This is a genomic window from Flavobacterium sp. EDS, assembly GCF_020991525.1.
Taxonomy (GTDB): Bacteria; Bacteroidota; Bacteroidia; order Flavobacteriales; family Flavobacteriaceae; genus Flavobacterium.
In genome coordinates, this window is sequence record NZ_JAJMOZ010000001.1 from 490,553 (window position 1) to 505,300 (window position 14,748).

The 14,748-nt window shown below is 32.6% G+C and carries 13 protein-coding genes; 5 read left to right on the forward strand and 8 right to left on the reverse strand.

Annotated elements, in window-relative coordinates:
* The first annotated feature begins 55 nt into the window (after positions 1-55).
* Positions 56-694 carry a peroxiredoxin gene (locus LPB87_RS02160; RefSeq protein WP_129537531.1) on the forward strand — a complete coding sequence of 213 codons (639 nt, stop codon included), beginning with the start codon at positions 56-58 and terminating at the stop codon, positions 692-694.
* 53 nt (positions 695-747) lie between these two features.
* Here LPB87_RS02160 and LPB87_RS02165 read toward each other — a convergent pair whose 3' ends face one another.
* From LPB87_RS02165 to LPB87_RS02180, 4 genes are all read right to left on the reverse strand, one after another.
* Positions 748-2,994, reverse strand: a complete 2,247-nt coding sequence (locus LPB87_RS02165; protein WP_129537532.1) for a cation:proton antiporter — start codon at positions 2,992-2,994, stop codon at positions 748-750.
* Between the two features lie 172 nt (positions 2,995-3,166).
* On the reverse strand, positions 3,167-4,513 hold the full coding sequence (gene purB / locus LPB87_RS02170; RefSeq protein ID WP_230604699.1) for an adenylosuccinate lyase: 1,347 nt from the start codon (positions 4,511-4,513) through the stop codon (positions 3,167-3,169).
* Positions 4,514-4,606: 93 nt separating this feature from the next.
* Positions 4,607-5,299: a sterol desaturase family protein gene (locus LPB87_RS02175; RefSeq protein ID WP_230604701.1), complete on the reverse strand. Its 693-nt coding sequence runs from the start codon at positions 5,297-5,299 to the stop codon at positions 4,607-4,609.
* Positions 5,300-5,311: 12 nt separating this feature from the next.
* On the reverse strand, positions 5,312-6,007 hold the full coding sequence (locus tag LPB87_RS02180) for an NAD-dependent deacylase (protein ID WP_230604703.1): 696 nt from the start codon (positions 6,005-6,007) through the stop codon (positions 5,312-5,314).
* Between the two features lie 185 nt (positions 6,008-6,192).
* On the opposite strand from LPB87_RS02180, the gene cysC reads away from it, so the two are divergent.
* From cysC to LPB87_RS02195, 3 genes are all read left to right on the forward strand, one after another.
* Entirely contained in the window at positions 6,193-6,729 is a 537-nt protein-coding gene (gene cysC, locus LPB87_RS02185; protein ID WP_129537536.1) for an adenylyl-sulfate kinase, read from the forward strand.
* 116 nt (positions 6,730-6,845) lie between these two features.
* Entirely contained in the window at positions 6,846-7,823 is a 978-nt protein-coding gene (locus tag LPB87_RS02190) for a sulfotransferase family protein (RefSeq protein ID WP_230604705.1), read from the forward strand.
* Positions 7,824-7,886: 63 nt separating this feature from the next.
* Positions 7,887-8,549, forward strand: coding sequence for an RNA methyltransferase (locus LPB87_RS02195; RefSeq protein ID WP_129537538.1), 663 nt, complete (start codon positions 7,887-7,889; stop codon positions 8,547-8,549).
* 101 nt (positions 8,550-8,650) lie between these two features.
* Here the strand turns inward: LPB87_RS02195 and secA are convergent, their stop codons facing one another.
* From secA to LPB87_RS02215, 4 genes are all read right to left on the reverse strand, one after another.
* On the reverse strand, positions 8,651-11,992 hold the full coding sequence (gene secA / locus LPB87_RS02200) for a preprotein translocase subunit SecA (protein WP_230604707.1): 3,342 nt from the start codon (positions 11,990-11,992) through the stop codon (positions 8,651-8,653).
* A 91-nt stretch (positions 11,993-12,083) separates the two neighbouring features.
* The gene (locus LPB87_RS02205; RefSeq protein ID WP_007138072.1) at positions 12,084-12,305 is read right to left on the reverse strand and encodes a DUF2795 domain-containing protein; all 222 of its coding nucleotides are present in this window, start codon (positions 12,303-12,305) and stop codon (positions 12,084-12,086) included.
* A 149-nt stretch (positions 12,306-12,454) separates the two neighbouring features.
* Complete coding sequence (locus tag LPB87_RS02210; RefSeq protein ID WP_230604709.1) at positions 12,455-13,024, reverse strand: cob(I)yrinic acid a,c-diamide adenosyltransferase; 570 nt, start codon at positions 13,022-13,024, stop codon at positions 12,455-12,457.
* Positions 13,025-13,060: 36 nt separating this feature from the next.
* On the reverse strand, positions 13,061-13,753 hold the full coding sequence (locus LPB87_RS02215) for an ABC transporter ATP-binding protein (protein ID WP_129537541.1): 693 nt from the start codon (positions 13,751-13,753) through the stop codon (positions 13,061-13,063).
* Positions 13,754-14,067: 314 nt separating this feature from the next.
* Here LPB87_RS02215 and LPB87_RS02220 point away from each other — a divergent pair, with 314 nt between their 5' ends.
* Positions 14,068-14,718, forward strand: a complete 651-nt coding sequence (locus tag LPB87_RS02220) for a DUF6565 domain-containing protein (protein WP_129537542.1) — start codon at positions 14,068-14,070, stop codon at positions 14,716-14,718.
* Positions 14,719-14,748: the final 30 nt, after the last annotated feature.

Sequence of the window (14,748 nt, forward strand, 5' to 3'; positions counted from 1 at the left end):
TGTTTTCCTTGTACTTTTTTTACTTATTTTTAAATAAAATTTTAAATAAATACTCATGGCAACATTACGATTAGGAGATATAGCTCCAGATTTTGAAGCAGATACCACTCAAGGCCCAATAAAATTTCACGAATGGTTAGGAGATTCTTGGGGAGTGTTATTTTCTCACCCCTCAGATTTTACCCCTGTTTGTACAACAGAGCTAGGAACTGTGGCTAACTATTACCCAGAATTTGTAAAAAGAAATACAAAAGTTATTGCTCTAAGTGTAGATGGTTTAGAGTCACATTTAGAATGGATTAAAGATATTAACGAGACTCAAAATACGACTGTAAATTTCCCTATTATTGCCGACGAAGATAAAAAAGTGGCAAATCTATATGATATGTTACATCCAAATGCGAGTGATAAATTTACTGTACGTTCCGTTTTTATTATTGGAAACGATAAAAAGATAAAACTGACATTGACTTATCCAGCATCAACAGGAAGAAATTTTGATGAATTGCTTCGTGTGATTGATAGTTTGCAATTAACAGCAAATTACAGTGTTGCAACACCAGCAAACTGGAAAGACGGTGAAGATGTGGTTATATCTCCATCAATTCCTGACAGTGATATTGCAGCTAAGTTTCCAAAAGGACATAATCCTATAAAACCATATTTAAGGATGACTCCTCAGCCTAATAAATAGATTTAGGTATTAAATAAAAAAAAAGGTATAATGAAAATTATACCTTTTTTGTGTTATACTTTTTTTCCGAATTGTTTCATTCGTTTTTTGTCTCCAACGACCCAGATGATATCATCTTTTTCCAAAATCAGCTGTGATTCTGGATTAAGGATTCGTTTACCGTTTCTCTCGATTCCAACTACTAAAGCATTTGTTTGATGTCTGAATTCACTAATAGTTTTCTTAGCAAATTCATTGTCAGATATTTCTAATTGATTTAAAACAATCTCTGATTCTTCAACAGCTTGTGGTATTTCAATTTCATTTTTGGTTAGGTAATTTGTAAACTCATTAACTTGTGCATCAGTACCAATTACGCATATTTCATCTCCAGGAAATAAACGTTCTGTTTTAGTTGGAATTTGAATAGTAATATCGCCTCGTCTTATAAAAGCGATATTGATTCCTAATTCTTCTCTAATTTTTAATTCTTCTAGTGTTTTACCAGCGAGATTAGATTCTTTTGCAATTTCAAATATCGACATGTGACCATCCCAAGGAGTTAAGTTGGCATATTTTCTATCTATTTTAGTCGATGATTCACGATCATTAAGGTTTTTTAAGAAATGACTCTCTATTTTGTGGTATTGTTCGTTTAGTTTTTTAGGGAAAAATTGATATGCAGCTACAGCAATAACTAAGGCAATAAAAGCAACCAAAGGAGAGAAGAAGATATTCAATAGGAATCCTACATAAAATAATCCTAGTCCGATTCGTATTAAGATCATCATCATAATCGGGCCACGGTATTTTCTTTCTTCCCATAAAAGTTCTACTTCTTTTACTGCAACTCGTCTTAATGAAAGTGCCCATAAAAATGGAGCTATAACGACAAGAGTTATAAATGCGGCAATTGCATTTCCAAATCGGGTGTCTTCAACTAATGGAGCTATATATTTAGAAGAAAGTAAAATTACTGCTGTTATTATTATTGTGTGTATTACAATTTGAGTGATGTAAGAGCGTAATACAATCTGCCAGGTACTAACAGATTTTATTGCTTGTGCATTAAGACTATAACGGTTGATGTTTTTGATCCATTTACGAGGTAGTTTTCGTTCTAAGTAATCTGAGAACGGACCTGCAAATTTAACCATAAATGGGGTCGTAAATGTGGTTACAGCAGATACTGCAACAACTATTGGGTATAAAAAGTCGCTCGTTACATGAAGTGACATTCCCAGCGTGGCTATAATAAATGAAAATTCCCCAATTTGAGCCAAACTCATCCCTGTTTGTACCGATTGTTTTAGCGGTTGTCCAGAGAGTAAGGCACCAATAGTAGAACTTATTGATTGACCGAAAATCGTAACAAGGGTTAAAATAGCTACTGGAATGGCATGTGTAATAAGCATTTCAGGATTGATTAACATTCCTACTGATACAAAGAAAATAGCACCAAATAAATCTTTTACAGGTTTTACTAAATGCTCAATATGTTCTGCTTGTGTTGTTTCGGCAATAATAGATCCCATAATAAAAGCTCCCAAAGCTGGAGAAAAACCAACATTTGAAGCTAAAATCACCATCATTAAGCATAAAGCAAGAGAAATGATAAGCAACATTTCATCTGTTAGTAAATGCTTAGCTTTTTTTAATAAAGTCGGGATAAAGAAGATTCCTCCAACAAACCAGGCAGTAAGAAAAAAGGCTAGTTTTAATACTGAAAGTAATAATGCACTTCCCGAAAATTGTTGGCTTACTGCAATAGTCGATAGTAAAACCATCATTAAAATAGCAACTATATCTTGTACAATTAGAGAGCCTATTACGATACCGGCGAATTTTTGTGCCTTGACACCCAACTCATCAAACGTCTTGAGGATAATGGTGGTGGAGGAGATCGATAAGATTACACCTAGAAAGATACTATCCATTTTAGACCAATCCATCCATTGGCCGACCAGATAGCCTAAGGCGACCATTGTTATTATTTGGGTAATTGCAGTTATAGAAGCGGTACCACCAACTTTCATTAATTTCTTAAAGCTAAATTCGAGTCCTAGACTAAAAAGTAAAATAATTACACCAATTTCGGCCCAAACTTCTACACTTTTATTATCGGTTACAGAAGGAAAAAAATCAATATGATTTCCTGCTAAAAAACCAGCGATTAAGTAGCCAAGAACCAAAGGCTGTTTTAATTTTTTAAAAATTAGCACAGCAATTCCTGCAGTCATTAGGATTAATCCTAAGTCACTAATTAATGGTTCTAAATGTTGTGTGGCATTTGTTACAGTCTCTGTTGGACTCATGGGCATATACTTTTATATATTTATTTTTTGAATTGTTGTAAGTTAGCAAAAATTAAAAAAAAATGAAAGTATTTAGATTTAGAAATACAAAATTTAAGATAATTTTATAAAAGAAAATCTCGTTATTTATAGTAAAAGTACTTATAATTAACGAGATTTTTATCTGTAAATGAGTGTTTTAGATACCTAAAAAGTTGCTAGGTGTAATTTTCATCAGCTCAGCTTTGATTTCTTCTGAAACATCTAGAGTTGCAATAAAACTATGAATAGCGTTTTTGTCAATTGCTTCATTTGTTCTTGTTAAACCTTTTAATGCTTCGTATGGATTTGGATATGCTTCACGACGCAAAATGGTTTGAATTGCTTCGGCAACAACTGCCCAGTTTTTTTCTAAATCTTCATGGAATTTTGATTCATTTAAAAGTAATTTATTCAATCCTTTTAATGTCGCTTCAAAAGCAATGATGGTGTGACCAATAGGAACACCAACATTTCTTAAAACAGTACTGTCAGTTAAATCACGTTGTAATCTTGAGATTGGCAGTTTAGCCGAAAGATGTTCAAAAATTGCATTGGCAATTCCTAAGTTTCCTTCAGAATTTTCAAAATCAATAGGGTTAACTTTATGTGGCATAGCCGATGAACCAATTTCTCCAGCTTTGATTTTTTGTTTGAAATATTCCATTGAAACATAGGTCCAGATATCTCTGTCTAAATCAATGATTATATTGTTGATTCTTTTTAAAGCATCAAAAAATGCTGCAAAATGATCGTAATGTTCTATTTGTGTCGTAGGAAAAGAATGATGTAATCCCAAAGTATTTTCTACAAAATTACCTCCAAATTTTTTCCAGTCAATTTGCGGATAAGCAACATGGTGTGCATTGTAGTTTCCAGTTGCTCCACCAAATTTTGCAGCAAATGGAATATTAAATAACAAACGCATTTGCTCCTCGATACGTTCCACAAAAACGCCAATTTCTTTACCTAAACGAGTAGGAGAGGCTGGTTGTCCATGAGTACGAGCAAGCATAGGAATGTCTTTCCATTCTACACTAAGCTCTTTTAATTTGGCAGTAAGCGTAATTAATGATGGCATGTATACTCTTTCAAAAGCTTCTTTTGTAGAAAGAGGGATAGCTGTATTATTAATGTCTTGAGAAGTTAATCCAAAGTGGATAAACTCTTTGTATTCAGACAGGCCTAGTTTTTCAAAAGCATCTTTGATAAAGTATTCAACCGCTTTTACATCGTGGTTCGTTACTTTTTCAGTTTCTTTTATCCAAAGGGCATCTTCTGTAGAGAAGTTTTTATAAATGTCACGTAAACTTTCAAAAAGATCTGAATTTACGTTTGCAAGCTGTGGCAATGGCACTTCGCATAAAGCAATAAAGTATTCAACTTCAATCAATACCCGGTATTTAATTAGCGCTTCTTCAGAGAAAAATGGAGCTAATGAAAGGGTTTTGTTTCTATATCTTCCGTCAATTGGCGATATGGCATTTAATTCGTTTAAAGTAGTCATTGTTGTGTTGTTAATTTTGAAAGATGCAAATGTAAGTTATTGTTAAAACTTCTGAAAGTTACTTGCAAGTTATTATAGTTAAACATTGTAATTTTAAATGATTGTCTTAAAAATTTTATCCCAAATAGTAAAATAAAAGCCAAAATTGTGAGATTCATTTTTATGATGGTTTGAATGGAATTGCGTGGTCGAAATCCATTTAGTAACACTATTTTCTTTCCAGAATTCAGGAAAAATGTCTTTGTTTAAATGTCCTAATATCCCGTAAGATAAATTGAGGATTAAATATAGTATTATACTGAAACAATTGAATTCTAATATAGAAATTAGAATAAGCCATATAGCGCCAAAACCTAGAGTCTCGATTGGATTAAGAACAAATAAGCTATATACATTTGTGTCGATATGGGTGTGATGTAATTGATGAATGGGGTGAAACCACGCTAACTTATGAGCCAAATAATGAAAGCAAAACATAAAAAAATCCATCAAGAAAATTAATAAAAGAGTGTCTAATACTATTGTAAAAAATGAAGTAGAAAAGTCTATTTTAATAATTTGAGATTGATATAGTTTATAGCCTATTAAAGTTACTAGCGTGTTACATAGTAAGGTGCTAACAACCCATTTTATATCTGATTTTTTTATTTTTGTAACCTCAGGATCAATTATTTTACCAATACCAATTGCTAAAAACATAAGTGCTAAATTCTCGATAAGAAAAATTGTTATAACAGTATATATGTTACAATATGATAATAAGTCGAGTAATTCTTTTAGTATCACGTTTATAGTTTTCTAATTTGTTATTTCAGCTAATTTTGTTTTTAAGATTTCCATTCCTTTTGAGGCTATTTCTGGAATAACTTCAATTTTGTTTCTCAAGTTTGGAATTTTAATGGGCTTTGGATCAATGTAAAAAAGAGGTGCGTTAGCAGGAGTATATGAGATTAATCCAGCAGCAGGGTATACTTGCAGTGAAGTTCCTATTACAGCAAAATAATCTGCTTGTTCCGCAATTTCTATTGCTTCTTCTAAGGCTGGAACTTCTTCGCCAAACCAAACGATATGTGGGCGAAGTTGATTTCCTTTTTTGTCTAAATGGTTCATTAATAAATCATCATGCCAATCTAAAATATAATTTAAATCTTGGGAACTTCGTACTTTTAGTAATTCACCATGCAAATGCAGAACTTTGGTGCTTCCAGCACGTTCATGTAAATCATCGACATTTTGAGTTATGATATGTACATCAAAATCCTTTTCCAATTCGGCTAAAATAATATGCCCTAAATTAGGCGTTACTTCTTTGAGTTGTTTGCGTCTTTGATTGTAAAAATCAAGAACCAATTCAGGATTTTTGTACCAACCGTCAGGTGTTGCTACATCCATTACATCATGACCTTCCCATAGACCATCACTATCACGAAAGGTTTTTATACCACTTTCGGCGCTAATTCCAGCTCCAGTTAAAACGACTAGTTTCTTTTTCATTTCTATCTTATTCTAAAAAAAATAAAATTAGTCAATTTATAAGCAAAACAGACTATCTATTTTGTAAAGAATGAATTTATCAAAGTATATGTTTTTTTAGTATTTTTACTATAAGTTAATTTCAAAAGATTGATCTATATTGTTTTGGATTTGCTAACAAACACATACTTATTGAAGATTTTTAAATGATATTAATACAATTTACAGGTTTATCGGGTTCTGGAAAAACTACATTGGCAGAAAATGTGGGGAGTTTATTATTAGAAAAAGGATATAAAGTTGAAATAATCGACGGTGATATATATAGAAAAACACTTTGCAAAGATTTAGGATTTTCAAAAAATGACAGATGCGAAAATGTGAGACGCCTTTTTAATGTTGGTCAGGATTTTATTAAATCAAAAGTTATTGTATTAATGTCAGTAATTAATCCTTACGAAGATTTACGAAATGAGATAGGACAACATGAGTTTGTTAAAACCGTATTTTTGGATAGTTCTATTGATAACTTAATTAAAAGAGATCCTAAAGGTTTGTATAAAAAAGCCTTATTGCCAGATAGTGATAGTAATAAAATTAGAAATTTTACGGGAATAAGTGATGTTTATGAAGTTCCCTTACATGCTGATTTAATGCTAAAAACTGACTCAGAATCGGTGTCGGTTTCAACTGATAAACTTTATTGTTTTATAATAGAAAATATACCTAATACCACTATTTAAAGTATTGTTTATTTCTAACAGTCATTTATGTTGATTGTTTTTGTGAAATATATATGTTTACGTTGCAATACGATAGAAACTTAATAATAAATTTATAAGAAAATATATTTATAAAAATGGAAAACTCAGATCATCCTCTTTTAAATTGGATTCCGAATAAGTTAGTCGAAACAGATGGTAACATCTATTTTGAATGGATTTATCTAGGAGATAAAAGGTATGTAGATCCTTTTTTTGATGAAACTCTTATGAAATGTAAAGTTCATTATAATAATTCAACAAGATACAAAGTAGTGAGTAGCGTAGAAAATCTTATTGACTGGTCTACAGAATTGGTTTCTGTAGAGTTAAAGTCATTATTGTTTCATGTGTCTCGTTGTGGTTCTACAATGATGTGTCAGTCTTTGGCTGTTTCTCCTCAAAATATCGTGGTTTCTGAAGCTCCAATTATCGATCAAATTATAAGAAGTGATCTTTTTGATCTGGATAAAAAAAGGATTCTTATTAAATCAGTAATAGCATTATTGGGACAGAAGAGATTTGTTGAAGAAAAGAATTTAATTGTAAAATTGGATTCTTGGCATACATTTCAAATTGATGAATTGAGAGCGATTTTTCCTGAATTGCCTTTTGCACTGCTTTATAGAAACCCAAGTGAAGTATTGAAATCTCATGCAAAATTAAAAGGAATGCATATGGTTCCCAATTTGTTGCCTGCTACTGTTTTCGGAATTAGTGATGAGGAAATTCAAACAATTAGTTTTCAGCAATACGGAGCTGTAGTTTTAGAAAAGTATTTTCAATCTTATCTTGATTTTTACGGGACAGACAAAAATGTTGTAATGTATAACTATGAAGAGGGGATGAAATCTATTTTGGAACGATTTTTATCTTTTATCGATGCCGATTATTTTGTAGAAGAAGTAGATCAAATGTGTGAACGCTTAACAAGACATTCTAAAAAAGGAGATGTTACTTTTAAGGGAGATTCTTTTACAGATGATGTTTTGGTAATAGATTTGACTAAGGGGAGTAGTCTTTATGAAAAATTAAATAGTAGCATAGCTAAATCTTTGGTTGCCAATATAACTTAGGAAATTGTTTTTATAGTCTTAATTGTGTGGGTTTTTAGTATTTTTGCCACAAATATTATTGAAATGATTGATTTAGATTACCTCGCTTTCCTTGAAAACATACTTACCGAAAACCGAAAGAACAAATTTTTAAAGGTTCTCGAAAACCGCACTAAACACTTTACTATTGTTGTCGAAGATATTTTCCAGATGCATAATACTAGTGCTGTTATGCGCAGTTGTGAAGTTTTTGGAATTCAGGAACTCAATGTTATAGAGCAACGTTATGGTAAAAGGATTGATAAAGAAATTGCTATGGGGGCTCAGAAATGGGTTGATATCAACGCGTTTGATAACATTAGTAATTGTGTAGATACATTGAAGAATAAAGGATATCAAATTATTGCTACAACACCTCATGAGAATGACTGTTTGCTGGAGGATTTTGATATAACTAAGCCCAGTGCTTTATTTTTTGGTACCGAAAGAGATGGTTTATCAGAAGAGATTTTACAAAAGGCAGATGGATTTCTTAAAATTCCGATGGTAGGATTTACAGAAAGTTTGAATATCTCGGTTTCGGCTGCGATAATTATTCAGAATCTAACAAGCAGATTGCGAAATACAGAGATTGACTGGCATTTATCTGATGATGAAATTTTAGAAAAACGTTTGGCTTGGGCCAAAAGCTCAATTAAAGATATCAAACGAATTGAAGCTCGCTATTTTGAAGAGAATCCAAAATAAAAAAATCCCCAATTACAATGTAATTGGGGATTTTTTTTGAGTTTCTAATATCTATATTCAGTCTCAAAGGTGATAGAGACTGAATATAGATATTGAAGATATTATTTAACGATAACCCATTCGCCAGAAGCTAATAAACTTTCTGCTTTTTTAAATTTCATCGTTTCGATTGCTCCAGTAGCAACTTGTTGTACTGTTACATTATCATTACGATTAATTTTAGGCATATCTCTAGTAATAGTTTCAGTTACTTGACGTTGCTGAGTTTCTCCAGCTTCGCGGTTGATATCTTCGCTATTTTCGATTTCGTCTTTACTTAATTTATAATTTTCTTTCTGACGGACTTCTCTTGCTTCCTGAATTTCTGGAGCGTTTTGAGCAGGTAAATCACCTTTGAATAAGAATGAAATTACTTCTCTATTTACGTTATCCAACATTGAACGGAATAAGTTAAAAGCTTCTAATTTATAAATAAGTAATGGATCTTTTTGTTCGTGAACGGCTAATTGAACTGATTGTTTCAATTCGTCCATTTTACGTAAATGTTTTTTCCAAGCTTCATCAACAATAGATAGAGTGATGTTTTTTTCGAAATCAGCAACTAATTGTGCACCTTCAGTTTCGTATGCTTTTTTAAGATCAGTAACAACATTTAATGTTTTGATACCATCTGTAAACGGAACTACAATACGCTCAAATTGATTGTTTTTCTCTTCGTAAATACCTTTAATGATAGGGAAAGCTTCTCTTGCACTACGTTCTGTTTTTTCAGTATAATAGGCTAAAGTTTCTTTGTATAATTTTCCTGTAATCTCATTTTCTGGTAATTTGATAAAATCAGCTTCAGATATTGGAGATGTTATAGAGAAATAACGAATTAATTCAAACTCGAAATTTTTAAAATCATTTGTTGCTTTGTTTTGGTTTACGATAAGTTCGCATGTATCGTAAAGCATGTTTGCGATATCAAGTTTTAAACGCTCTCCAAACAAGGCATGACGACGACGTTTGTAAACTACTTCACGTTGTGAATTCATAACGTCATCATATTCTAATAAACGCTTACGAACTCCAAAGTTATTTTCTTCTACTTTCTTTTGAGCACGCTCAATAGATTTTGTCATCATAGAATGTTGAATTACTTCTCCTTCTTGTAATCCCATTCTATCCATTACTTTGGCAACTCTTTCAGAACCAAATAAACGCATTAAGTTATCTTCTAGAGAAACGTAGAATTGAGAGCTTCCTGGGTCACCTTGACGACCAGCACGACCACGTAACTGTCTGTCAACACGACGCGAATCATGACGCTCTGTACCAATAATTGCTAAACCTCCTGCAGCTTTTACTTCTGGAGACAATTTAATATCGGTACCACGACCAGCCATATTGGTTGCAATGGTTACTACTCCTGGTTTTCCTGCTTCTTCTACAATTTGTGCCTCTTGCTTGTGCATTTTGGCATTCAATACGTTGTGTGCAACACCTCTCATTTTAAGCATACGGCTTAATAACTCAGAGATTTCTACTGATGTTGTTCCAATTAATACTGGTCTTCCTGCGCTAGATAGTTCAGTTACATCTTCGATTACAGCATTGAATTTTTCACGTGTAGTTTTGTAGATATAATCTTCCTTGTCTATTCTAGCCATAGGGCGATTTGTAGGAATCTCAACTACGTCTAATTTATATATTTGCCATAATTCTCCAGCTTCTGTTACTGCAGTACCAGTCATACCAGCTAATTTGCTGTACATTCTGAAATAGTTTTGTAATGTAACAGTTGCAAAAGTTTGTGTAGCGGCTTCAATTTTTACATTTTCTTTAGCCTCAATCGCCTGGTGTAATCCGTCTGAGTAACGACGACCATCCATGATACGACCTGTTTGCTCATCAACAATCATAATCTTGTTGTCCATGATAACGTATTCTACATCTTTTTCAAAAAGAGCATACGCTTTTAACAGCTGTGTTAAAGTATGAATACGTTCGCTTTTTATACCAAAATCTTGAAATAACCTTTCTTTGGCTTCAGCTTCAGCGTCTTTATCTAATTTTTGTTTTTCGATAGCAGCAATTTCCGTTCCGATGTCTGGTAATACGAAAAAGTCTGCATCTGTATCTCCTGAAAGGAATTTGATTCCATTATCAGTTAGTTCTACTTGATTATTTTTTTCTTCAATTACAAAGTATAAAGCCTCATCAATTTTATGCATCTCACGATTGTTGTCTTGCATGTATTGATTTTCGGTTTTTTGAAGTAATTGTTTGATTCCTTCTTCACTCAAAAATTTAATTAAAGCTTTGTTTCTAGGTAAACTTCTGTAAGCTCTTAATAATAAGAATCCACCATCTTTAGTGTTTCCTTCTTTTATTAATTTTTTAGCTTCTGCTAAGAAACCATTTGCCAATTGGCGTTGTAAACTTACTAAGTTTTCAATTTTTGGTTTCAATTCATTAAATTCATGACGGTCTCCTTGAGGAACTGGACCAGAAATGATAAGTGGTGTTCTTGCATCATCAATTAATACTGAATCGACCTCATCGACGATTGCATAATTGTGTTTTCTTTGTACCAAGTCATTTGGCGAATGCGCCATATTATCTCTTAGGTAGTCAAAACCGAATTCGTTATTTGTTCCGTAAGTAATATCTGCATCATATGCTTTCTTTCTTCCTTCTGAACTTGGTTGGTGATTATCAATACAATCAACAGTTAAACCATGAAATTCAAATAAAGGTGCTTTCCATGTGCTATCACGTTTTGCTAAGTAATCATTCACAGTTACTAAGTGCACACCGTTTCCTGTTAAGGCATTTAGATAAAGAGGTAAAGTTGCTACCAAGGTTTTACCCTCACCAGTTTGCATCTCTGCAACTTTTCCTTCGTGTAATACCATACCACCAATTAACTGAACATCGTAGTGAACCATGTCCCATGTAATTTCTTTACCAGCAGCATTCCATTTATTAGCCCAGATAGATTTTTCTCCATCTATTGTAATATATGTTTTTGTAGCCGAAAGTTCGCGGTCTTTTGCTGTAGCAGTAACTTCAATTTGTGAGTTATCTTTAAAACGGCGAGCTGTTTCTTTTACTACTGAAAATGCCTCTGGAAGAATTTCCATTAATGTTTTTTCCGAAATTTCGTAAGCTTCTTTTTCTAAAGTATCTATAGCTTCGTAAATGTCTTCTCTTTTGTCGATATCTTCAATGCTTTCTACTTCTGCTTTAAGAGAAGCAATTTTCGCATCTTTTTCGGCTCTTGCGTCCTTTATCTTTTGTTTAAAAAATGCTGTCCTAGCCCTAAGTTCGTCATGCGACAAAGCCATTAAGCTAGTTTCGAAAGTTTTAATTTTGTTTAAATAAGGTTGTAAAGCTTTGACATCTTTTTGTGATTTATCACCTACAAAGACTTTAATAATACTGTTAATGAAACTCATGATCTGTTGGTATTTCTATAATTTATCTAAATGTGTAAATTTAAACAAAAAAAAAGCCTCTTTTTTGAGACTTTTTCTTTGGGGTTACTTTTTAATATTCATCCTCATTCCAAAGATAATCTTCGTCTGTTGGATAATCCGGCCATATTTCTTCCATTGATTCATATATCTCACCTTCGTCCTCAATTGACTGTAGGTTTTCTACTACTTCTAATGGAGCTCCTGCTCTAATAGCGTAGTCTATAAGTTCGTCTTTGTTAGCAGGCCACGGCGCATCACTTAAATATGATGCTAATTCTAATGTCCAATACATCTTTTGTCAATTTAGTTTGTGCAAAAATAATTTTTTTACTGAGAAAGACAAGTAAAAAATGATTTATTTTAATAAAATTTAAGAACGTTCCTTTTAGTATTCAATTTTCTGTTACAGTTTACATTGCAAATACTAAAAACTGTAGCAGATTACTTTCTCGGAATCCATTTAACTTCCTCCGCTTTTAAGTCAGAAGACAACTTTCGTGCCAAGACAAAAAGGTAGTCAGAAAGTCGGTTTAAGTACTGAATAGCTATTTCTGGAACAGCCTCATTATGACTCAAATGGACTGCCAGTCGCTCAGCACGACGACAAACGCAACGCGCGATGTGACAATATGACACGGTTTGATGCCCTCCAGGTAATACAAAGTGCGTCATTTGTGGAAGTGCTTCTTCCATGGCATCGATTTCATTTTCAAGTAATTCGATGTCAGTTGCTACAATACCTAGATTTTTAAGACGTAATTCACCGTTCTTTAAGACTTCTTTTTCTACAGGAGTAGCTAGAATTGCTCCTACGGTAAATAATCGGTCTTGAATTTCGATCAAAATAGCTTTATAATGTGCATTCATTTCCTGATCTCGTATAAGACCTATATGTGAGTTTAGCTCATCAACGGTCCCGTAACTATCAATACGGATATGGTCTTTAGGAACGCGGGTACCGCCAAAAAGAGCAGTAGTTCCTTTGTCTCCAGTTTTTGTATATACTTTCATTTTTTAAAGGGCTGATTTTTTAATTTATATCCTAACCTATTTTATGGTCTTTGTATCGCTTTCGATAAGTCCATCACGCAAACGAATGACGCGGTGCGCATAGGCGGCAATATCTTCTTCGTGTGTTACTAGAATCACGGTATTGCCGTTGGCATGAATATCACCAAATAGTTTCATAATCTCTACAGAGGTTTTACTATCTAAATTTCCAGTTGGTTCATCGGCGAGAATAATCGATGGTTTGTTAACTAATGCTCTTGCAATAGCGACACGTTGGCGTTGTCCTCCTGAAAGTTGATTAGGTTGGTGATCCATTCTGTCTTCAAGATTTACTTGTTTTAATACTTCGGTAGCACGTACAATTCGTTCCGATTTAGAGTATCCGGCATAAATCATTGGTAGAGCTACATTATCTAATGCAGTAGTCCTTGGTAAAAGATTAAATGTCTGGAAAACAAAGCCAATTTCTTTATTTCTAATTTCTGCCAATTCATCATCTTTCATCTGGCTAACATCTTTTCCGTTTAAGATATAAGTTCCAGAAGTTGGAGTGTCTAAGCATCCTAATAAGTTCATTAATGTTGATTTTCCTGAACCCGATGGTCCCATTAAGGCAACATATTCTCCTTTATTTATTTCTAAATCAATTCCTTTTAAGACATAAACAATTTCGTTTCCAAGTACAAAATTTCGTTTAATATTGGTTATTTTAATTAATGGATTTGCCATTGGAGTTTATGATTGTTGATTTACAATTTTTAGATTTTAAAAGTACAAAACACTTTTGAATTAATCATAAGTAGTTTAAAATACATTTTTGTTACAGTCAATTGTTGTTTGCGAGGAGATAAGGATGTTTTTTAGGTGTAAGCTACAAAACAGATAAAAACACTTTATATAATTATTTAAAAATTTTACATAATTATCATATTTGATTAATTTTTGTAATTTTTATTTAAGTAAAATCATAATATTTTGATAAATATTTAATTTTATTTAAAAATAACATTATATTTGATGAATAACATTAACAAATCAGAATTATGAAAAATACACAATTATTATTCGGACTAGCATTTGTTGCCATGGGATTTGTCTCGTGTAAAGATGAAAAAGCAGCGCAAGCTGAAAAAACTATTGATTCATATGTAGTATATGTAGATTCAATAAAAAATGTAACTGCAGAAAACGCTAAGACCAATTGGAAAGCAATTGAAAGTGGGTATGCAACACGTGTAGAAAAAGCTGAAATGGCTTTGGCTGATATCAAAGAGAATGCAAAAGCTCAAGAAAGATTAGAATCAAGTAAGGCTAAATATGAAGCTTTTAAAGCCGAAATGGCCGCTCTTAATGCACCAAGTAAAATGCAAAAAATGCGAGATGCTTTATTTGGAGAAGGAAAAATAGGAGAGGATATGAATTTTGATTGGGTAAATGCCAAAAACATTCATAGTGTTTACCAACAATTTGTACACACAGTTGAAAATAATAAAGACAGTTATTCTCGAGAAGACTGGGATAAGATTAAAATGATGTACGAAGCTCTTGATAGTCGTAAAAACACAGTTGAAAAAGAAGGACTTTCATCTGAAGATAATAGAAAAATTGCTGGGTTGAAATTGAAATTTGCACCAATGTATACATTAAATAGAATGGGAGCAAAATCAGAAGAAACTGCTAAAGCAAAAGAGTAGGTTAATTAAGTATTTATATTAGGATTAGGT